The sequence below is a fragment of the Streptomyces sp. NPDC027185 genome, assembly GCF_055567035.1.
Map to the genome: position 1 here is coordinate 171,206 of NZ_JBVHRF010000009.1, position 18,124 is coordinate 189,329.

General features: G+C 75.5%; 17 protein-coding genes. 11 read left to right on the plus strand and 6 right to left on the minus strand.

The window, feature by feature from the left end; translation table 11 throughout:
* Positions 1 to 75: 75 nt before the first annotated feature.
* The gene (locus ACZ4M8_RS26800) at positions 76 to 1,365 is read right to left on the minus strand and encodes a GAF domain-containing protein (RefSeq protein ID WP_467611554.1); all 1,290 of its coding nucleotides are present in this window, start codon (positions 1,363 to 1,365) and stop codon (positions 76 to 78) included.
* 399 nt (positions 1,366 to 1,764) lie between these two features.
* Between ACZ4M8_RS26800 and ACZ4M8_RS26805 the strand changes: the two genes are divergently transcribed.
* From ACZ4M8_RS26805 to ACZ4M8_RS26820, 4 genes are all read left to right on the plus strand, one after another.
* Positions 1,765 to 2,175: a hypothetical protein gene (locus ACZ4M8_RS26805; protein WP_467611556.1), complete on the plus strand. Its 411-nt coding sequence runs from the start codon at positions 1,765 to 1,767 to the stop codon at positions 2,173 to 2,175.
* A gap of 73 nt (positions 2,176 to 2,248) precedes the next feature.
* Positions 2,249 to 3,418, plus strand: coding sequence for a YihY/virulence factor BrkB family protein (locus ACZ4M8_RS26810; protein ID WP_467611558.1), 1,170 nt, complete (start codon positions 2,249 to 2,251; stop codon positions 3,416 to 3,418).
* Positions 3,419 to 3,549: 131 nt separating this feature from the next.
* Positions 3,550 to 5,190, plus strand: coding sequence for a purple acid phosphatase family protein (locus ACZ4M8_RS26815; protein ID WP_467611560.1), 1,641 nt, complete (start codon positions 3,550 to 3,552; stop codon positions 5,188 to 5,190).
* Between the two features lie 198 nt (positions 5,191 to 5,388).
* Positions 5,389 to 5,904, plus strand: coding sequence for a DUF1203 domain-containing protein (locus tag ACZ4M8_RS26820; RefSeq protein ID WP_467611562.1), 516 nt, complete (start codon positions 5,389 to 5,391; stop codon positions 5,902 to 5,904).
* 129 nt (positions 5,905 to 6,033) lie between these two features.
* Here ACZ4M8_RS26820 and ACZ4M8_RS26825 read toward each other — a convergent pair whose 3' ends face one another.
* From ACZ4M8_RS26825 to ACZ4M8_RS26835, 3 genes are all read right to left on the minus strand, one after another.
* Positions 6,034 to 7,068, minus strand: a complete 1,035-nt coding sequence (locus tag ACZ4M8_RS26825) for a PP2C family protein-serine/threonine phosphatase (RefSeq protein WP_467611852.1) — start codon at positions 7,066 to 7,068, stop codon at positions 6,034 to 6,036.
* A gap of 221 nt (positions 7,069 to 7,289) precedes the next feature.
* Positions 7,290 to 7,541 (minus strand): hypothetical protein, encoded by a 252-nt coding sequence (locus tag ACZ4M8_RS26830; RefSeq protein WP_467611564.1) that lies wholly within the window; start codon positions 7,539 to 7,541, stop codon positions 7,290 to 7,292.
* 187 nt (positions 7,542 to 7,728) lie between these two features.
* Positions 7,729 to 7,857: an LPFR motif small protein gene (locus ACZ4M8_RS26835; RefSeq protein ID WP_467611566.1), complete on the minus strand. Its 129-nt coding sequence runs from the start codon at positions 7,855 to 7,857 to the stop codon at positions 7,729 to 7,731.
* A gap of 355 nt (positions 7,858 to 8,212) precedes the next feature.
* Here ACZ4M8_RS26835 and ACZ4M8_RS26840 point away from each other — a divergent pair, with 355 nt between their 5' ends.
* The 5 genes from ACZ4M8_RS26840 to ACZ4M8_RS26860 all read left to right on the plus strand — a co-directional run bounded on the left by ACZ4M8_RS26840 (position 8,213) and on the right by ACZ4M8_RS26860 (position 13,394).
* Positions 8,213 to 8,608 (plus strand): hypothetical protein, encoded by a 396-nt coding sequence (locus tag ACZ4M8_RS26840; RefSeq protein ID WP_467611855.1) that lies wholly within the window; start codon positions 8,213 to 8,215, stop codon positions 8,606 to 8,608.
* Positions 8,609 to 8,879: 271 nt separating this feature from the next.
* Positions 8,880 to 9,521 carry a 2Fe-2S iron-sulfur cluster-binding protein gene (locus ACZ4M8_RS26845; RefSeq protein ID WP_467611568.1) on the plus strand — a complete coding sequence of 214 codons (642 nt, stop codon included), beginning with the start codon at positions 8,880 to 8,882 and terminating at the stop codon, positions 9,519 to 9,521.
* Positions 9,518 to 10,507, plus strand: coding sequence for an FAD binding domain-containing protein (locus ACZ4M8_RS26850; RefSeq protein WP_467611570.1), 990 nt, complete (start codon positions 9,518 to 9,520; stop codon positions 10,505 to 10,507). The genes ACZ4M8_RS26845 and ACZ4M8_RS26850 overlap by 4 nt, the downstream gene beginning before the upstream one ends.
* Positions 10,508 to 10,551: 44 nt before the next feature.
* Positions 10,552 to 12,675: a xanthine dehydrogenase family protein molybdopterin-binding subunit gene (locus ACZ4M8_RS26855; protein WP_467611572.1), complete on the plus strand. Its 2,124-nt coding sequence runs from the start codon at positions 10,552 to 10,554 to the stop codon at positions 12,673 to 12,675.
* Positions 12,676 to 12,902: 227 nt separating this feature from the next.
* Positions 12,903 to 13,394 (plus strand): ATP-binding protein, encoded by a 492-nt coding sequence (locus ACZ4M8_RS26860; protein WP_467611574.1) that lies wholly within the window; start codon positions 12,903 to 12,905, stop codon positions 13,392 to 13,394.
* A gap of 63 nt (positions 13,395 to 13,457) precedes the next feature.
* Here ACZ4M8_RS26860 and hutG read toward each other — a convergent pair whose 3' ends face one another.
* A complete protein-coding gene (gene hutG / locus ACZ4M8_RS26865; RefSeq protein WP_467611576.1) occupies positions 13,458 to 14,423 on the minus strand; it encodes a formimidoylglutamase in 966 nt (321 codons plus the stop codon).
* A gap of 214 nt (positions 14,424 to 14,637) precedes the next feature.
* Here hutG and hutC point away from each other — a divergent pair, with 214 nt between their 5' ends.
* Positions 14,638 to 15,393, plus strand: a complete 756-nt coding sequence (gene hutC / locus ACZ4M8_RS26870) for a histidine utilization repressor (RefSeq protein WP_467611578.1) — start codon at positions 14,638 to 14,640, stop codon at positions 15,391 to 15,393.
* 43 nt (positions 15,394 to 15,436) lie between these two features.
* Here the strand turns inward: hutC and ACZ4M8_RS26875 are convergent, their stop codons facing one another.
* Positions 15,437 to 16,252: an IclR family transcriptional regulator gene (locus tag ACZ4M8_RS26875; protein ID WP_467611580.1), complete on the minus strand. Its 816-nt coding sequence runs from the start codon at positions 16,250 to 16,252 to the stop codon at positions 15,437 to 15,439.
* Between the two features lie 142 nt (positions 16,253 to 16,394).
* Between ACZ4M8_RS26875 and ACZ4M8_RS26880 the strand changes: the two genes are divergently transcribed.
* Entirely contained in the window at positions 16,395 to 17,861 is a 1,467-nt protein-coding gene (locus ACZ4M8_RS26880) for an amino acid permease (protein ID WP_467611582.1), read from the plus strand.
* The last annotated feature ends 263 nt before the right edge of the window (positions 17,862 to 18,124 follow it).

Genomic DNA, 18,124 nt, shown 5'->3' on the forward strand with positions numbered 1-18,124 from the left:
CGGGCCCGCCGACCGGAGTACCGCCCGCCGGGCCCCGGGCGACCGCCGCCCGCGAGCCGTCCCGTCCCGGCGCTCCTACCCTGCCCCGCCCCCGCCGTCCCGGGCCGCCCGTACGCCGGGGGCCGTCGAGTGCGGCAGCAGGTGGGCCGGGTCCGCGGGGAGACGCAGCTCGGGGACGATGCCGTCGGCGAAGCGGTACGGGCGGTGGGCCAGGAGGCCGGCGAGGTGGCGGCGGAGGCGGGAGAGTTCCGCGCGGACGGTGACCGTGCGGCCGCCGTCGCCGAACAGATCCCGGGCCAGCTCCGCGGCGCTCCGCCCCTCGGGGTGGGTGGCGAGCAGGAACAGCAGCTCGGCGTGGCGGGGGCTCGGCTCGTGCGTCCAGGTGCCGGCCGGGCCGCTGACGGTGAGTACGGGGCGGTCGGGCGCGGAGAGGTCGAGCAGCGCCCGGTGCGGCTGCGGTGCCGGCTCGCCGCCGACGCGGATCAGCCAGCCGCCCGGCAGCGGCTCCAGCACGCACCGGCCGTGCCGCGGCAGCCACAGCGGTCCCGGGGCGGGCGACTTCGGCAGCGCCACCCGGTCCGGCGGCGCCATCCCCACCGCGCCCGCGACCCAGCCGTCCCGGTCGACGGCGAGCGCCTGCCCGCCGAGCCGTGCGAGCACCGGCGCCGCGGTGGACCGCAGCCGCTCCACCGACGCGTGGTGACGCTCCCGCAGCTCCCCCTCGGCCAGCTTCGCCACCGCCGAGACCAGCGCCAGCGTCGCCGGGTGGAAGCCGTGCGCGGGTCCGCTGACGTCGACGGTGCCCAGCAGCCGCCCGTCGCGCGGATCGTGCAGCGGGGCCGCGGTGCACGTCCACTGGTGGTGCGAGCGGACGAAGTGCTCCGCGCTGTGCACCAGGACCGGGCGCCGGGCCACCAGCGCGGTGCCGATGGCGTTGGTGCCGACGACCGGCTCCGTCCAGTCGGCGCCCTTGCCGAAGCCGTGCCGGTCGGCCATCCGCCGGATCGGCGCCGCCCCCTCCAGCCACAGGACCAGCCCGTCGGCGTCGGTGACGACCATGATCTGCTGGGCCGCGTCGGCGGCGGGCAGCAGCGCGTCGTGCAGCACCGGCAGCACGGCGGCCAGCGGCGAGGCGGCCTTGCGGTGCTCCAACTCGGCGGCGGTCAGCGGGCGTTCACGCCGGTCGCGGTCGGGGTCCACACCGCAGCCGCGGACCCGGCGCCAGGAGTCGCCGATGACGTCGCGCGGCTCCGGCCCGCCGTCGCCGGAGAGTGCCGCCTCCCGCAGCGCGGCGAGGCGGCGGGCGGTGGCGCGGACGTCATGGGCCGTCCCCGTGACGTCGCCGTCGGTCGTTCTCTCGCTCACACAGCTCTCCGTCGTGCCGGGCCCCTCCCGTCCGGGCCGTGCCGTCGCGTTACGGGAGAGCCCATTGCATCGAGCCGGTGCAACGGAACGCAACCGTTGTGACCTCTGATGTTCCCGGGGACCGTGGTCCGGGCGGCCGGCGGGGCACCGTCCCCCGCGGTTCCGGCCGGCCGCCCCGCGCCACCTCACCCGTACCGAACGGCGGGCCCGGAGGGGCCGGGTGGAACTGGCCGGCGGGCCGGACGCGTGACAGGTGCTGAAACGTCACGCCACCCCGGACGCCGGGCGGGCGGAAAGGCGTCGCCGCACGGGAACCCCCCGTGGCGGGACGCCGTTTTCCCCGTGTGCCGCCGCACGGAAGCGGCGGAAGGCCGCTTTCGGTGGGGGAGGGGAGACGCCATGAACGCCGCCAGGGACGCCGCGGCCCCGCGCGTCGTGGTGCTCGGCGCCCACGGCCCGCTGCGCGCCGCACGCGCCGACCGGCTGGCCGCGCACTACCGCGTCCCGCGCCGCACCGCCGACTCCATCCCGGCGGCGGTGTACCCGCCGTCCGCCGGGTACGTCGTCGACGCCTCGCCCGGTCTGCTCGCCCGCTTCGCCGGGCGGAGCGGCCCGCCCCCGGCGCTCGCCTTCGCCGATCTGATGGTGTACCTGCGGACGGTGGCCGGCGGCACCGGCGACGCCCACCGCGCGATCCGCTACTACGAGGCCCGCGGCGTCCTCGTCGGCTTCCGCCCCGACGTCCCGGACGAGGAGCTGTACGTCGCCGTCGAGGCGGCGCTGCGCGAGCGCCGCGGCGGCCCGCGCTGAGGCCGCCCGCCCGGCGCCGCCGGGCTTCCGCCATCGCCCCGCCGCCCCCGCGCCGCCCGGATACGGTGGGCGGGTGCAGCCGGAGAACGAACCGACCGAGCGGCCCGAAGGGCGCCTGACCAGGGCCAGGGTCCTGTACCGCAACGTCTCCAAACGGCGGCTCGGCTGGCTGCTCCTCAAGGACGTCGTCCACAGCTGCATGACGTACCGGGTCACCGGACTCGCCGCCGAGGCCGCGTTCTTCTGCCTGCTGTCGCTGCCGCCGCTGCTCCTCGGGCTCATCGGTCTGCTCGGCTACCTGGAGCCGTGGATCGGACAGGCCACCATCGACGGCGTGCGGGAACAGATCCTCCACGCCTCGTCCGCCGTCCTCTCCGCGCAGGGCGTCAACGAGATCGCCCGCCCACTGCTGAACGACGTGTTCACCGGCCGCCGCCCCGACGTCGTCTCCCTCGGCTTCGCCCTCGCCCTGTGGTCCGGCTCGCGGGCCCTGAACGTCTTCGTCGACACCATCACGATCATGTACGGGCTGGACGGCCGCCGCGGCATCGTCCGGACCCGGCTGCTGGCGTTCGTGCTCTACCTCGGCGCGCTGGTCGTCGGCGCCGTCGCGCTGCCGCTGATGGTGGTCGGCCCGGACACCCTGGTGCACTGGCTCCCGGCGAGCGCGGACGTCATCCGGGTGCTGTACTGGCCGGTCGTCCTGCTGCTGTCGGTGGCCTTCCTCACCACGCTCTACCACGTGTCGGTGCCGGTCCGCTCGCCCTGGCCGGAGGACATCCCCGGCGCGGTGGTGGCCCTGGCGATGTGGGTCCTGGGCAGCTTCCTGCTGCGGATCTACCTCACCGCGACGGTCGAGGGCCCGACGATCTACGGCTCGCTGGCGGCGCCGGTCGCGGTACTGCTGTGGATCGGTGTCTCGGCGTTCGCGGTCCTCGTCGGTGCCGCCACGAACGCCGCCACCGACCGCGTCTGGCCCTCCGTCACGACGGCCGCCGCCCGCGCGGAGAAGGAACGCCGGGCGGCGGAGGCGTCCGCCCGGCGCGAGGCCGCGGCGCGGGACGCCGCCCCGGAGGAGACCGGCGAAGCGGACGCGGACGACGAGGACGACGCGGACGGGGACGACGACGCGGACGAACCGCCGCCGCCCGCCGAGTACCCGGAGCGGTGGGCCCGCTTCCTGCCGCCCGAGGAGATCCGCGGACGGCTGCCCCGCCGCCACCGGCGCCCGCGCCGCCGCTGACCGCCGGGCCCCGCCGCGCGGCGGCCGCCTCCCCGCGTCCCCCGGAGCCCGCCGTTCCGCGTACGGGCGGGCCACCGGCTGCCTACGCTGACCTCCCGCCTCGCAGGGGGGCTTTCCGGCAGGAGGCACACATGACACTCGCGCGCAGATCCGTACTCCGCGGCTCGGCGGCGACCGCCGGCGCCGTCGCGGGCGCCGCGGCACCGGCCCCGGCGACGGCGGCGCCCACCGGCACGGCCGGTCCGGACGGGCCCCCGGCCACGCCGCTGCTCCTCCGGCAGCCGCACCGGCTCGGCACCCCGGCGGTCAGCGGCGTCCACCTGCAGTTCGGCACGGACCCCGCCACCCAGATGACCGTGTCCTGGATCAGTCCGCGGTCCGTCCGCAGACCGCAGGTCCGGTACGGCTCACCCGACGGCGGTACGGGCACGGTCGTCGACGCGGAGACCGTGACCTACCGCGACGCGCTGTCGAAGGAGGAGGTGTACGTCCACCACGCCCGGCTCACCGGTCTGCGCCCCGACACGGTCTATCTCTACTCCGCCGGGCACGCCGGGACCGTCCCCGACACCGGGTCCTTCACCACCGCCCCGCGCGGACGCACCGCCTTCACCTTCACCAGCTTCGGCGACCAGGGCGCGCCCAATCTGCGCCGCGACGTCCACTGGCCCGAGGGCAGCGGCACCCCGTCACCGTCGGGCCGCTTCCCGCTGTACACCAGCAGCCAGGCGGGCACCGCCGCCTCCGCCGACATCGTGGCCGCGATCGAACGCGTGGGCCCGCTGTTCAACCTGATCAACGGCGACCTCTGCTACGCGTCCGCCGCCGGGGTGTTCCACGAGAACCGCGTCGCCACCTGGGCCGACTGGTTCATCGGCAACAGCCGCTCGACCCGGCTGCGCCCGTGGATGCCCTGCGTCGGCAACGCCGAGAACGAGGCGGGCAACGGCCCCCTCGGCACCACCGGATACCAGGCGTACTACGCGCTGCCCGCGTCGGACGCGTCCGCGGCCCCCGAGACCCGCGGACTCTGGTACGCGTTCACCGTGGGCGCGGTCCGCTTCCTCTCGCTCGCCAACGACGACGTGGCGATCCAGGACACCGGCGACACCTACGTCCGCGGCTACTCCGCAGGCGCCCAACGGCGCTGGCTGGAGCGCGAGTTGCGGGCGGCGCGGCACAGCCGGGAGATCGACTGGATCGTGGTCTTCATGCACCACCCGATGATCTCCAGCAGCCGCAGCGGCTCCGGCAGCGACCTCGGGGTCCGCGCCGCCTGGGGCCCGCTCTTCGACGCCTACGGTGTCGATCTGGTGCTCGGCGGCCACGAGCACTACTACGAACGCTCGCTCCCCGTACGCGGCACCCTGCCCAACGACGCCCGGACGCCCGTGCCGACGCAGACCCGCACCGATGTCGCCGACACCGGCCGCGGCACGGTGCACCTGACCATCGGGGGCGGCGGGAACTTCGCCACCACCCAGGACGACCTGTTCCAGGAGGCCAAGGGCCGGGTGGTGGTGGACCTGACGACGGAGCAGGAGGGCCGGCACCGCAAGCCGGTGTGGTTCACCGAGGACGCCCCCTGGCGCGCGTTCCAGGACCGTGAGCACACCCACGGCTTCGCCGCCTTCGACGTCGACCCCGGCGACCCGCGGGAGGGCCGCACCCGGATGCGGGTCACGTACTACACGTTCGACGGCCCCCACGGCGAGCTGACCCCGGTGGACGGCGTCACCCTGGAACGCCCGCGGGGTGACGCACACCGCTGACGCGGCCCGGTCACCGGGACGGGAAGGGCGGCGCCACCGGCCGCCGGCGCCCAGGACGCCTGCCGGACGGCCGTTTCCGGGGCCGGCGCGGACCGGGAAGGATGAGGACGACCGGTGCCGGGCCGCCTCCCGCCGGGTCCCCAACGCGACGTCCGTTTCCCGCCGGTGCGTGCGCGGGCGCCGCTCCAGCATGGACCCATGACCACGTACACCGCGCTTCCCGTCCACGCCGCCGCCCTCGAAGAACTGCGGGTCACCGACGACGCGGGCCGCCCCTGCGCCCCGTACCTCGCGACCGCTGACGACGAGGGCTCCCCGCTCCGCTGCTGCCTGCGCCCCCTCGCACTCGGCGAGCGGATCGCCCTCGTCTCGTACGCCCCGTTGCGCCGCTGGGCCGCCGCGAGCGGCGCGGGGCCGGGCGCGTACGACGAACAGGGGCCCGTCTTCATCCACGCCGAGGACTGCGGCGGGCCGCTCCCCGGCGGGGGCTACCCGTTCGCCCGGCCGGGCGCCCTGCGGACCGTGCGCCGCTACGACGCCCGGGGGCATATCGCCGGGGGCCGCATGCTGGAGATCCCGGCGGATGCCACGGCCGGTTTCGACGCGGCCCTCGACGAGGCGTTCAGCGACCCGGACGTGGTGCTGGTGCACGTCAGGGCGCTGGAGTACGGCTGCTTCCACTTCGAGGTACGGCGGCCCGCCGCCGCGGGGTGACAGCGGCCCGCCACCGGTGGGCGGGCCCGTCGGACCAGTTGCCCGCAGCGGCCCCGGGCCCTGCCGGCCGTGCCCGGCGGCGCCCGCCCCGTGCGGTGGCCGGTCCGGCGCTCACCGGGCGCCTCGACGCTACGGCCCCTCGGAATCGGCCGCCCAGGGCGTCTCCCGGTACCGCACCAGCAGCATCGCCGCGTCGTCGTGGAGCGGGCCCTCGGCGTGGGCGACGACGTCCTCGCGGACCGCGCACAGGGCGGCCTCGGGATCGTCGTCCTTCAGCAGCGCCGCGCGCTCGTCGAGCGGGTAGAACCGGCCCGCCCCGTCGCGCGCCTCGGTGACCCCGTCGGTGTAGAAGAGCAGCTGGTCGCCGGGGGCGAACGGCACCGTGTGCGGCCGCGGCCCGTCGTCGCCGCCGTACGCCGCGAGGCCGAGCGGCAGGGCGCGCTCGGGCGGGGCGGCGAAGTCCACGGTGCCGCCCGCGCGGACCACCAGCGGCGCCGGGTGCCCGAAGTTCAGCAGCGTCGCGGACGGCCCGTCGCCGATCTCCGCGAGCACCGCCGTCACGAACCGCTCCCCGCCCAGATGGCGGCCGAGCGCCCGCTCCACCCGCGCGCCGACCGCCGTCAGCTCCGCCTCGTCGTGCGCCGCCTCCCGGAACGCGCCCAGCACCACCGCCGCGCTCTCCACCGCCTCCAGCCCCTTGCCCTGGACGTCGCCGACGATGACCCGTACGCCGCCGCCGGGCGAGGGCACCACCTCGTACAGGTCGCCGCCGATCCGCGCCTCGGCCACCGCCGAGGTGTACGAGACCGCGATCCGCAGCGGGCCCGCGCCGCGCGGCACCGGCCGCAGCAGGACCCGCTGGGCGACCTCCGCGATGGAGCGGACGTTCGCCAGCTCCGCCTCACGCCGCTGCCGCATCACCGCCGCCACCACACCGGCGACCGTCACCCCCGCGACCGACAGCAGCGCGGGCAGCCCGCGCCGCCCCTCGAACAGCCCGTCGTAGAGCCCCAGCCCCAGGCAGAGCAGGAACGCCGCCGAGCCGACCACGGCGGTACGGCGCCAGCCGCCGACCAGACCGGCGAAGGCGGGCCCCAGCGAGACGAGGGGCAGGAACCCGACCCCGGGCCCGGCGCTGACGTCCACCGCGGTGACCACGGCCATCACGCCGTAGGGGAGTACGGCCAGTACGCGGGCGCTCAGGGGCTGCTGCGGGGGGTCCACGGCCAAGGGGTGCTCCGGCGGTTCGAGGAAAGGGACGGGCGGCGCGGTGTCCGGCCCGGCCCGCCCCGCCGGAGCTGAGCATAAGCACAGGTCGGTGGGCGAATTACCGTGAATGCGCCCCGTTACCGAATCGCAGTGGCCCCATCCGCCGGCACGCCGCCTCAGGGCAGGAACAACCGGGCCGACTCCACCCGCCCGGGGCGCAGGATACGGAGCGGGCCGAGGTTGCACGCGGGGCACTCGGTGCGGGACAGCGGCGAGGGGACGCGGACCCCTCCGGAGTAGTACACGGCACGGCGCCGGCCCGCGAGGTCGGTGGTGTGCCGGATCTCGTAGCTCTCCTCCCAGCCGTGCCCGCAGTGCAGACAGACGAAGGAGTACGCCTCGTGAACGGTCTCGGCCTCGCGGTCCATGTCCACCCACATCCTTCCGCGGCCCCGCGACCCGAACGGCGGGACCTCATCGGTGGCATACCGGGTAGTTCGTGCCTTATCCGTCCATTATTGCTCGATCGGCCGGGCGAGGGTGAATGCCGGAGGGTGCGGGGCCCGCACGCGCGGACGGCGGGCCGAAGCCCGCTCCGGGAGCCCGGAGCGGGCTTCAGTGACGGCCGTGCGCACTGTCGGCGACACCGCCGAAAAGGCGGGCGACGGCCTTGAAGGGCAGGGTGACAACGGTGGCGATGGCGCTGCCTATGGACCTGAGAACATCTGCGATTGCCGTGAGCATGGGGTGTCCTCCGCTTCTCCGGCGGTCTTGCCGACCGCGAGGTGCCGACGGGCGACCGGGTGCGCGGACCTGGCCACCACTGCGGAAACATCATGATTTCCGCCGGAATTCCTGCCGCTGCCCGCACCGGAGGCCCGCCCGTGGGCGGGCGCCGCGCCGTGGCGGGCCACCCGTCCGTACCAGAGGTCCCGGCGCGCCCCGGAAGCAACCCGTACGCCGTGGTCCTGCGCCGGGCCGGGTGTCTCCGGTCGCAGGTGTCCGGCGGGCGGGCCAGCCTGGAGATGTCGCCCGAGCGAGAGGAAGGCCCACCGTGAACAGCGCGCAGCAGGCGAACCAGCCGGGGCAGCCGGGCCCGGTGCAGGGCAGCGAAGGTCCCCCGGAGCCGTCGTCGGCGTACCACCCGGACGCGGAGGTGGTCGTCGAGGTCACCGACTGTGCGACGCAGGACGCGCACGCGGTCTTCAGCGCGCTGCGTACCTCCTTCGCGTGCGACCGGGCGCCGGACGACGTGCCGCGCGCCGTCGCGGGGCCGCATCCCACCGTCTGGACCTCGACGTTCGACGTGACCGAGCTGCGGGCGGAGCCCGCCCCCGCCCGGCTGACCGCCCCCGTCTCCGTCAGCCTCCAGGGCGGCTACTGGGCGGTGGCCCGGCTGCGGGACAGCCTCCGTCCCGCCTTCGCCGTCCAGGTCACCGGCACCGTCGCCGGCGATCAGGAACAGGAGGTCCAGCTCCGGCTGGAGAACCGCTGACCGTCACCTGGACGGCACCGGACCGGCCGGGCGAGGCGCGCGCCGCGGCGGCCGCGTCGGCGGGCGGGCGGCCATCGCGCCTGATAGGCAGAGGGGACCGCCCCCGGCGGACGCGGTCCGGCCCGGCAGCCGCGTCCCGGCGGTCCGGCCCGGCCCGCCACCTCCGGCCGGGCCGGGCCGCCGGGGACCGCCCCCAACCGTCCCGCAGCCGCACCTCCCGCCGCGTGTGCCCGCCGACGGCGGTGCGCGGCCCAGCCCGAAAGGCGAGCGCGTGGAGCCCACCGCACCCCCTCCCGACGCCGGCGGGGCGCCGCCCGGAGCCACCGGCTCCACGGTCACCCTGCACGTCAACGGCGTACCGCACCGGCTGACCCTCGACCACCGCACCACCGTCCTCGACGCGCTCCGGGTCCACCTCCGGCTGACCGGTACGAAGCGGGGCTGCGATCACGGGCAGTGCGGCGCCTGCACCGTCCTCGCCGACGGGCGGCGGGTCAACAGCTGTCTGCTGCTCGCCGTCACGCTCGACGGCGTCCCCCTCACCACCGTCGAGGGGCTCACCGACGGCGGCGACCTCCACCCGCTCCAGCGCGCCTTCCTGGAGCGGGACGCCTTCCAGTGCGGCTACTGCACACCCGGCCAGCTCTGCTCGGCGGCCGGGGCGCTCCGGGAGGCCGCGGACGGGCACCCCTCCCACGTCACCCCGGACACCGCGCCGCCGGGCGCGCCGGTGGAGCTGACCGCCGAGGAGATCCGGGAGCGGATGAGCGGCAACCTGTGCCGCTGCGGCGCCTATCCGCGCATCGTCGAGGCGGTCGGCGACGCCACCGCGCACCGGGCCGGACCGCCCGCGCCGCCCACCGTCCACGGTCTCGGCACCGTTTCCGTCCACGAGGCCCGGGAGGCGTCGTGAAACCCTTCGGCTATCTGCGCCCCGCCACCGTCGACGAGGCGGTACGGGTCCGGGCCGCGCACCCGGGGGCCGCGTTCCTCGGCGGCGGCACCAACCTCGTCGATCTGATGAAGCTCGGCGCCTGCGCACCGGATCCGCTCATCGACGTCGGGCGGCTGCCGCTGGACCGGATCGAGGAACTGTCCGACGGCGGGCTGCGGATCGGCGCCACCGTCCGCAACAGCGATCTCGCCGCCGCGCCCGTCGTCCGCGAGCGCTACCCGGTGCTCTCCCAGGCGCTGCTGGCCGGCGCCTCGGGGCAGTTGCGCAACGCCGCGACGACCGGCGGCAACCTCCTCCAGCGCACCCGCTGCGGCTACTTCCAGGACGTCTCCGTGCCGTGCAACAAGCGGGAGCCGGGCAGCGGCTGCCCCGCCGTCGAGGGCGTCCACCGCGATCTCGCCGTCCTCGGGCACTCCGCGCACTGCGTCGCCACCCACCCCTCCGACCTGGCCGTGGCCCTCGCCGCCCTGGACGCCGCCGTCGAGGTGACCGGCCCGGACGGAGCCCGTACCGTCCCGGTCACCGCCCTGTACCGGCTGCCGGAGAACCATCCGGAGCGGGACACCGTCCTGGAGCCGGGCGAGCTGATCACCGCGGTGCGGCTGCCCCCGCCGCCGCCCCTGGCGCACGGGCGCTACCGCAAGGTCCGCGACCGTGCCTCGTACGCCTTCGCGCTGGTCTCCGTCGCCGCGCTGCTGGAGGTCCGCGACGGGACGGTGCACCGTGCGGCGCTCGCCTACGGCGGGCTGGCCCACCGGCCCTGGCGCGCCACCGCGGCGGAGGAGGTGCTGCGCGGCGCCCCGGCCACCGCCGACACCTTCGGCCGCGCCGCCGACGCCGAACTGGCCGCCGCCCGCCCGCTGCGTGACAACGGCTTCAAGGTTCCGCTGGCCCGCCGGCTGACCGTCTCCGTCCTGGACGGGCTCGCCGCCCGCCACCGCTGATCCGCGTACCGCCCCGCCGCCCGGACCCCGTGAGGACGCGCCCCATGAGCCACGATCCGCAGCCCGCCGCCCCGGGGGCGCCCCGCCCGCCGCTGGGGGCGCCCGTCGCCCGCCGCGAGGGCCACGCCAAGGTCACCGGCGCCGCCCGGTACGCCGCCGAGCCCGCCCCGCCGGGGCTCCTGCACGCCTGGCCGGTGCCCGCCACCGTCGCCCGTGGCCGGATCACCGCCGTCGACACCGCCGCCGCCCTGGCCCTGCCCGGGGTGCGGGCCGTCCTCACCCACGAGAACGCCCCGCGCCTGGAGCCGCCCGAGGACCCGGCCGTCGCCGTCCTCCAGAGCCCGGCCGTCCCGCACCGCGGCTGGTACGTCGCGCTCGCCGTCGCCGACACCCCGGAGACGGCCCGCGCCGCCGCCGAAGCCGTCCGCGTCCGCTACGACGCCGAGGACCACGACGTCACCCTCACCGCCGACCACCCGGGGCTGTACGTACCGAAGGAGGCCAACGGCGGCTACCCGGGGGCGCGCGAGCGCGGTGACTTCGACGCGGCGTACGCCGGTGCGCTGGTCACCGTGGACGCCACGTACACGGTGAGCGCCCTGCACAACCACCCCATGGAGCCGCACGCCTCCACCGCGTGGTGGGACGGCGGGCGGCTCACCGTCCACGACTCCACCCAGGGGGCGACCAAGGGGCGGGACGATCTGGCGGCGCTGTTCGGGCTGGAGCGGCGGGACGTCACGGTCGTCGCCGAGCACATCGGCGGCGGCTTCGGCTCCAAGGGCACCCTCCGCCCGCAGGCGGTCCTCGCCGCGATGGCCGCCCGCGTCACCGGGGCGCCCGTCACCCTCGCCCTGCCGCGCCGCGAGATGCCCGCCGTGGTGGGGCACCGGGCGCCCACCATCCAGCGGGTGCGGCTGGGCGCCGGCGCCGACGGGCATCTCACCGCCCTCGCGCACGAGGTGGTCACCCACACCTCGACGCTCAAGGAGTTCGTCGAGCAGGCGGCGATCCCCGCCCGGATCATGTACACCTCGCCGAACAGCCGCACCGTGCACCGCGTGGTGGCGCTGGACGTACCGAGCCCGTCGTGGATGCGCGCCCCGGGCGAGGCGCCCGGGATGTACGCCCTGGAGTCGGCGGTGGACGAACTCGCCGTCCTCCTCGACCTCGACCCGGTCGAACTGCGGCTGCGCAACGAGCCGGAGACCGAACCGGACTCCGGCCGCCCGTTCAGCAGCCGGGGCCTGGCCCCGGCGCTGCGGGAGGGCGCGGAACGCTTCGGCTGGCGCCCCCGCGACCCCCGCCCCGGCGTCCGGCGCGAGGGCGATCTGCTGCTGGGCACCGGCGTCGCCGCGGCCACCTATCCGGTGCTGATCGCTCCCTCGTCGGCCGAGGCGCACGCCGAACCCGACGGCGGCTTCCGCGTCCGGATCAACGCCACCGACCTCGGCACCGGTGCCCGCACCGTCCTCGGACAGGTCGCCGCCGAGGCGCTCGGCGTACCCGAGGAGCGGGTCCGCGTCGAGATCGGCCGCAGCGATCTGCCGGACGCCTCCCTGGCCGGTGGTTCCTCCGGCACCGGCTCCTGGGGCTGGGCCGTCCACAAGGCGTGCCGCGCCTTGCGGGATCAGCTGACAGCGTGTCAGGAACCGTTGCCCGCCGAAGGGTTGACCGTCACGGCGGACACCCGCAAGGAGGTCGCCGCCGGATCGCCCTACGCCCGGCACGCGTTCGGCGCCCACTTCGCCGAGGTGCAGGTCGACACCGTCACCGGGGAGGTGCGGGTGCGCCGGATGCTCGGCATGTTCGCGGCCGGCCGGATCCTCAACTCCCGCACCGCGCGCTCGCAGTTCATCGGCGGGATGACGATGGGCATCGGTATGGCGCTGACCGAACACAGCGCCCTGGACCCGGCCTTCGGCAACTTCACCGCCCGCGACCTCGCCTCGTACCACGTCCCGGTCTGCGCCGACGTCCACACGATCGAGGCGCACTGGATCGACGAGGACGATCCGCACCTCAACCCGATGGGCAGCAAGGGCATCGGGGAGATCGGCATCGTCGGTGCCGCCGCGGCGGTCGGCAACGCCGTCCACCATGCCCTCGGCGTCCGCCTGCGCACCCTGCCGCTGACCCCGGACGCGGTGCTGCCGCATCTGCCGTGAGGCGGGGCGGCGCTCCGGAGCGCCGGGTGCGGGCGGGGCCGGACGGGATGCCGGGCGCCCCGGGCCGGTCCGGCGCCGGTGACGGTGGCCCGCCGCCCGCCCTCCCGCGTTGCGGCTCCCCGGCGGCCGGGCGACGATGGCCCTCACTCAACGTTTACGCACTCTCACCCTCCGCGGTGGACGTCCGGGGGAGGCGGGTGAGCCGTGCGTGTGAAGGAGCCACTCCCATGACCGCCACCGCCCACCGTCACTACGCGGCCGAGCTGCGCCTCACCACGGAGCGGGTGCCGCGGATCCGGCGGATCGCGGCCGCGCATCTGCGCCACTGGCGGCTGGCGGCGGAGATACCGGCCGCCTGCCGCGGACTGACCGAACTGCTGGCGGGCGCCCTGCGGCAGGCCGGTCCGGAGACGGTGTGCGTGGTCGAACTCCGCTGGAGCGGCCGGCATCTGACCGTCTCGGTCGCCGACCGCGGCCCGCGGCTGCCGCGGCTGGACAGCGCGCAGGGCGGCGGGCTCGCCGTCGTCGCCGGACTCAGCGACAGCTGGGGCACCTGCCCCACCGCCGACGGCAAGGTCGTCTGGTTCACCCGCCGGGTCACCGCCGCCCGCGAGACCCCGCTGACGGCGCCGGTGCCGGTGCGCTCCGTCCCCGGCGCCGCGCACCGCCCGGACACCGGCCCCGGGCTCCCGGCACCCGGGGCGCCCACGGCGGTGTGAGCCCGCCGTACGCCACGGCCGTTCTCCGCGCGGCGGGCCACCGCGCGGAGAACGGCCCGCTCGTCAGCCCCGCCGCTCCCGTGCCTGCGGGGTGCCGGTCAGCGCGCGGTGCACCAGCCGGGCACCGGCGCGGGCGGTGCGGGCGTCGATGTCGAGGCCCGGGTTCAGCTCCGCGATGTCGATGACGGTCAGCTTCCCGCTCGCCGCCACCGCCGTGACGACGCGCTCCACGATCTCCATCGGCACCCCGTACGCGGCGGGCGCGCTGACGCCCGGCGCCACCGCCGCGGGCAGCACGTCCAGGTCGACGCTGAGGTGGACGAGGTCGCAGGAGTCGAGGAACGCGCCGGTGAACGCCTCGACGCGGTCCGGCGAGAGCAGTCCGCAGTCGGTGTCCTCCAGATAGCGCACGCCCAGCCGGTCCGCGGTGCGGAACAGCCGCTCGGTGTTGCTCGGGCGGCTGATGCCCAGCACCCGGTAGTCCAGGCGCCGCCCCTGGCGCTCCTCGTCCCGCGCCATCTGGAGGAACGGTGTGCCGGAGCTGGGCCGGGGCGCGTCGCGCAGATCGAAGTGGGCGTCGAGGTTGAGCACCCCGAGCCGCGCCCCGGCCCGCATCGCGCGGCTCCCGGCGATACCCAGGTACGTGCCGTACGCCACCTCGTGGCCGCCGCCGAGGACCGCCACCGGGCCGCCCGCGTCGAGCAGCGTGGTTACCGCCGCGCCCAGCCGGCGGTGGCCGTCCTCCAGCGCACCGTCGCCGACCACGACATCCCCGGCGTCCACCGCGCGCAGCGGCGCGGGCAGCGCCATGGAGGCGAGGGCGGACCGCAGCGCCCCGGGACCGGCGGCCGCACCCGGCCGTCCCTGGTTGCGGCGGACACCTTCATCGCTGCGGAAGCCGACGAACGCGGCGTCCCGGGGTGCGCCGGTACCGGTGTCCGGCACGGTCACGTGGTGCCAGCGCAGCACGTCGTCGCCGTCCCCGTCGCTCCGCCCGGTCCACGGCTCCGCCGCCACGTCCACGGTCATCGTCCGCCCTCTCCGCTCGTCCGCCGCGGCCACCCGGCCCGGCCGTCCCATGACAGCGCCGCGGCGCCGGGCGGGCCAGCGCCCGGCCCGGTTCTCCTCGGATCCGAGACGGTGTTCGGATACGCCCTAGAATCTTCCTGGCGCGGTACCCACCCGCGCCGCCGGTGGAACGGGCAGATCGGTACGAGTGACGACGACGAGGGCGGGAAACGGCGTGGCGGCGGAGACGGCGGAGCTCGCGCGGCGGTACGCGGCGACCGCGTCCGGGGCGACGCCCGCGTACCAGCGGGTCAAGGACCTGGTGACCGAGCAGATCTTGAGCGGCCGGTGGCGCGAGGGTGACGCCCTGCCGTCGGAGAGCCGCTTCGTCGAGGCGCTGGGCCTGTCCCGGATGACGGTCAACCGCGCCCTGCGGGAGTTGGCCGGGCAGGGACTGATCCGCCGCGTGATGGGCGTGGGTAGCTTCGTCGCCCTGCACAAGGGCAGCTCGGCGCTGGTCGAGGTGCACAACATCGCCGACGAGGTGGCCGCGCGCGGCCACCGTCACCGCGCCGAGGTGCGTTTCGTCCGCGAGGAGGCGGCGGGCCAGGAGATCGGCGCCCGCTTCGGCGTCGGCGAGGGCACGCCGGTCTTCCACTCCCAGGTGGTGCACTTCGAGGACGACGTCGCCATCCAGCTGGAGGACCGCTACGTCCACCCTGACTTCGCGCCCGGCTATCTGGAGCAGGACTTCACCCGGCGCACCCCGTTCACGTTCCTGTCCGAGGTGGCGCCGCTGGGCAAGGGCGAGCACGTCGTGGAGGCGGTGCTGCCGTCGGCGGACGAGTGCCGGATCCTGCGGGTCGCGGCGTCCGAGCCGTGCCTGCTGATCCAGCGCCGTACGTGGTCGGGCGAGGCGCTGGTGAGCGTCGCGCGGCTGCTCCATCCCGGCTCGCGCTACCGCCTCATGGGCACCTTCGACTCCCGCTGACCGGACGGGCCCCTTCCGCTTCAGCTCCGGGGCAGCGGTACCGTCAAGGCGCCCGCCCCCGATCCGGCGCGCGGCCGGAGACGGCGGCGGTCAGCCGGGCGGCGCCGCGCAGCAGCGCGTCACGGACCCGTTCCGCGTCGTGCGGCCGGTGGTGGCGGCACCAGGTGGCGGAGAGCGCCGCGACCGGGTGCCCGAGGTGGTCGAAGGCGGCCACGCCGATCGAGCGGAGTCCGCGTGTGATCAGCTCGGTCTCCTCCGACCAGCCACGGGCCCGCTCCCGGTCCAGCTCCGCGCGCAGCTCGGTCAGCGACCGGGGGCCCTTGCCGGTCCGGGTGACGAGGTCGCCGGGGCGCGGGAAGGCGGCGCGCAGCTGGGCCTCGGCGCAGTGCGCGAGCAGTGCCCGGCCGGTGGCGGTCAGATGGGCCGGCAGCCGGACGCCGACCTCGGTGACGAGGGTGCGGGCCACCTCGTGGCGGTGGGCCGGCGGCTGCTCCTTGAGCAGGTAGACCGTCTCGGCGCCGTGCAGCACGCCCAGGTGCACGGGGTGGCCCAGCTGCCGGGCGAGGGTACCCGCGACCGGGCGGGCGAGACGTTCCAGGGGTTCGTGGCGGCGGTGTGCCGCCCCGAGCTCCAGGGCCGCGGCACCCAGGCCGTACGCCCGCTCCTCGGGGAGATGGACGACGAAACCGCGATCGATCAGGATCGCCAGGATGTGGTAGGCGGAGGATGACGGAATTCCCAGCTCACGGGCGAGCGCCGCGGCGCGCACCGGCCCGGGACGGGCGGCGAGGTGGCCGAGGATGTCCAGCGCCCGCCCCACGGCGGGCGAGGCGCTCGACCCACGCTCCTGTTCCTGCACCGGACCACCTCTTGACGTGCCTGTCTATACAGGAATATACAGGCGCTCTCGCGGTCTTGCGAGGGGCGCCGGCGGGCAGTTGGTCCGGGCCACGCGCCGTATGTCAGGGACGGACGTGCCATTCCCCGAGGAGGGGCATTCTTTGACCACCGAAAAAGCGACTCTGCGCAGGGGCCTGCGGTCGCGCCACATTCGTTTCATCGCGCTGGGTTCCGCCATCGGGACCGGCCTTTTCTACGGATCGTCGGAAGCGATCCAGGCGGGCGGCCCGGCCGTTCTGCTCGCTTATCTTATCGGCGGTGCCGCGGTGTTCCTGGTGCTGCGTTCGCTCGGCGAGATGGCCGTGCACAATCCGTGCGCGGGCTCTTTCGGCGAGTACGCCACCCGCCATCTGGGATCGCTCGCCGGATTCACCACCGGCTGGACCTACGCCTTCGAAATGGTCATCGTCTGTATCGCCGACATCACCGCACTCGGCGTCTACATGGGCTTCTGGTTCCCCGAGGTGCCGCGCTGGATCTGGCTGCTGGCGGCGATCGCCGTCATCGGCGTGCTGAACCTCTTCCACGTCAAGGTCTTCGGCGAGATGGAGTTCTGGCTCTCGCTGGTGAAGGTGGTCGCCATCATCGCCATGATCATCGCCGGTGTGGTGGTGTTGATCATCGGATTCAAAGGTGGCGGCGGTGAACACACCGGAATATCCAACCTCTGGACGCACGGCGGCTTCTTCGCGCAGGGCGCCCAGGGATTCATCCTCTCCTTCGCCGTGGTGATGTTCGCCTTCGGCGGCACCGAGATCATCGGCGTCACCGCGGGCGAGGCGGAGAATCCGAAAAAGACGCTCCCCGGCGCGGTCAACTCCATTCCCGTACGTATCGTGCTCTTCTACGTACTGACCCTCGCGGTCATCATGTCGCTGAATTCCTGGGAGAACGTCGGCACCAACGGCAGCCCGTTCGTGCAGATCTTCGTCGGCCTCGGTATCAAATCCGCCGCGACCGTCCTGAATGTCGTCGTGGTCATCGCGGCGCTCTCCGCCATCAACAGCGACATCTTCGCGGCGGGCCGCATCATGTACGGAATGGCCGAGCGCGGTCAGGCGCCGAAGGTCATGCGGAAGCTTTCCCGCAGCGGAGTCCCGGTCATGACCGTCACGATCATGATCGGCGCGCTGCTGCTGGGCGTCCTGCTCAATTACCTGATCCCCGACAAGATCTTCCTCATCATCTCCTCGATCGCGACGTTCGCGACCGTCTGGGTCTGGCTGATGATCCTGCTGACCCAGATGAAGGCCCGCCGTTCGATGAGCCCCGAGGAGCAGGCGGCACTCGACTACCCGGCGCCGTTCTGGCCCTACGGGCAGATCATCGCCGTCGTCTTCATGGCCGGGGTGACGGTGCTGCTCGCCTTCTCCGGGAGCACCCGCGTCGCGCTGATCGTCGGCGCCGTCTGGCTCGCCCTGCTGGCCGTCGTCCACCGCCTCTGGCTCCGCCCCCGCGAGGCCGCCCGCGCGGCGTCCCCGGCCACCGCCGGACCCGTGGCCGCCGGGTCCCCGGACGCCCAGGAGCCCGAGCCCCGCGCCTGCGCCACGCCCACCGCCGCCGAGTAGCCGCACTCGACGCATCCCGGGCTCTGCCGAAGGCCCCGTTCCACGCGCCAGGCGTGGGGCGGGGCCTTCGCCGTGGCCGGGGGAGGGGCGACGCCTGCCGGTGGCCGAGGAGGTGGGCCGGGGCGCGTGGCGGCCGCCGGGGCTCGGGGCGGAACCGGGGCAGATGTCCATGCCGGGCGCGCGGCCCCCACGGGCGCGCGGCCCCCACGGGCCCGCGGCCCCCACGGGCCCGCGGCCCCCACGGGCCCGCGGCCCCCACGGGC

Bases quoted from the DNA above. Each gene is read 5' to 3' on its own strand.
- ACZ4M8_RS26830 (WP_467611564.1), bottom strand. From the start codon at position 7,541: ATGGACCGCGAGGCCGAGACCGTTCACGAGGCGTACTCCTTCGTCTGT.
- hutG (WP_467611576.1), bottom strand. From the start codon at position 14,423: ATGACCGTGGACGTGGCGGCGGAGCCGTGGACCGGGCGGAGCGACGGG.
- ACZ4M8_RS26860 (WP_467611574.1), top strand. From the start codon at position 12,903: ATGACCGCCACCGCCCACCGTCACTACGCGGCCGAGCTGCGCCTCACC.
- ACZ4M8_RS26805 (WP_467611556.1), top strand. From the start codon at position 1,765: ATGAACGCCGCCAGGGACGCCGCGGCCCCGCGCGTCGTGGTGCTCGGC.
- ACZ4M8_RS26835 (WP_467611566.1), bottom strand. From the start codon at position 7,857: ATGCTCACGGCAATCGCAGATGTTCTCAGGTCCATAGGCAGCGCCATC.
- ACZ4M8_RS26820 (WP_467611562.1), top strand. From the start codon at position 5,389: ATGACCACGTACACCGCGCTTCCCGTCCACGCCGCCGCCCTCGAAGAA.
- ACZ4M8_RS26825 (WP_467611852.1), bottom strand. From the start codon at position 7,068: ATGGCCGTGGTCACCGCGGTGGACGTCAGCGCCGGGCCCGGGGTCGGG.
- ACZ4M8_RS26815 (WP_467611560.1), top strand. From the start codon at position 3,550: ATGACACTCGCGCGCAGATCCGTACTCCGCGGCTCGGCGGCGACCGCC.
- ACZ4M8_RS26855 (WP_467611572.1), top strand. From the start codon at position 10,552: ATGAGCCACGATCCGCAGCCCGCCGCCCCGGGGGCGCCCCGCCCGCCG.